This window comes from Hyphomonas sp. (assembly GCF_040882205.1).
GTDB lineage: Bacteria > Pseudomonadota > Alphaproteobacteria > Caulobacterales > Hyphomonadaceae > Hyphomonas.
In genome coordinates this window covers 1-1151 of record NZ_JBBEBT010000360.1, presented here as the reverse complement: position 1 = coordinate 1151, position 1151 = coordinate 1, and the positions used below count along the sequence as shown (strand labels likewise).

Below are 1151 nucleotides of genomic sequence, written 5' to 3'. Positions count from 1 at the left end.
GCAGTCGATCGCCAATGGCGGCATCGAGTGGGAAGCGACCATCATCGGCGCCCATCACAAGCTCAATTCCTTCGAAACGCGCATGCTTGCGGGCGAGAAGGTGGACATTCCCACCTGGAAGAAGTTCGATCGCGAGTTCCACATCGCGGTGATCTCGGCCTGTGATTCCGATCTCATCGTGCAAATGCACAAGGACGTTTTCGACAAATATCTGCGCTATCTGGCCCTTGCGCTAGGTTTCCGCGGGGGGGCTGCAGTGGAGGAGCATCAGCAGATCCTCAACCTGGCGCTGAAGCGCGACGCGGATGGGGCGGTGAATATGCTCTCGGTCCACATCCAGAGCGGCGTCGAGCAGGCGATCAGCAACGGCTTCCAACTCAATCCGTAGGCGCCCGCTCCAAAGGTTGACACGGCTGCCGTTCGAACCGGCGATGGCGTGGATGACCTTCTCGAACACCGGCGCTTTGGCGAAGGAAGGCGATGCCGCCCGGCCCTCCGCTATGGCGTGCAGGAACCCCGCCGCCTCGATCACCTTGAGGTCGTTGAAACCGAGCTGATGCCCCACCGCTGGCGCGACTGCAAACGGGCGCGGGACCAGAATCTGCATGCCACCGAAGTGGAAGTGCAAGCAGCTGCTCTGCTCAGACCGGGGGCCGCCGCGTCCAGGGCGGCCGCCATGCCCCGGCAGTTGCAGACCATGCCGGGTGTCGGGCCAATCGGGGCACTCGCGATCGAAACCTTCGCGCCGCCGATGGAGCAGTTCCGGCGTGGCCGCGATTTCGCCGCCTGGCTCGGGTTGGTGCCGAGGCAACATTCGTCCGGCGGAAAGCAGAGGCTGGGGAAAACATCGAAGATGGGGCAGCGGGACATCCGGCGACTGCTTGTCACCGGCGCGATGGCGGCGCCGGAAGCTGGTTCGGGCCGTGCTCCTCCAGGCGGCGCGCGGCCTGCACAGCGTCGAGGCCGCCGGCGCGTGATCCCAGAGACATGAGGACCGCGTCAGCGGGCTGCGCATGATGGTCGGTCGGCGCCGGTTCTCCGGTCATTTGATTCCCGCCCCTGTTCGAAGTGTTGTTGCAACAGGATAATCTTCTTTTAGATGGTGTCCCACCGCGTGGTGTAGCTTGCGGCACTGGTCGCCGTGCTCTCCG

The 1151-nt window shown here is 64.2% G+C and carries 2 protein-coding genes and 1 pseudogene; 2 read left to right on the top strand and 1 reads right to left on the bottom strand.

From position 1 onward, the window contains the following. Positions 1-388: FCD domain-containing protein (locus tag WEA77_RS15670; RefSeq protein ID WP_368068801.1), on the top strand; the 388-nt coding region annotated here is incomplete at its 5' end. Positions 389-685: 297 nt separating this feature from the next. Then, positions 686-898, top strand: a pseudogene (locus tag WEA77_RS15665) (transposase); the annotation flags it as partial. On the opposite strand, the gene WEA77_RS15660 reads toward WEA77_RS15665, so the two are convergent. Further along, positions 885-989: a cation-transporting P-type ATPase gene (locus WEA77_RS15660; RefSeq protein WP_368068803.1), complete on the bottom strand. Its 105-nt coding sequence runs from the start codon at positions 987-989 to the stop codon at positions 885-887. The pseudogene WEA77_RS15665 and the gene WEA77_RS15660 overlap by 14 nt on opposite strands. Positions 990-1151 lie beyond the last annotated feature (162 nt).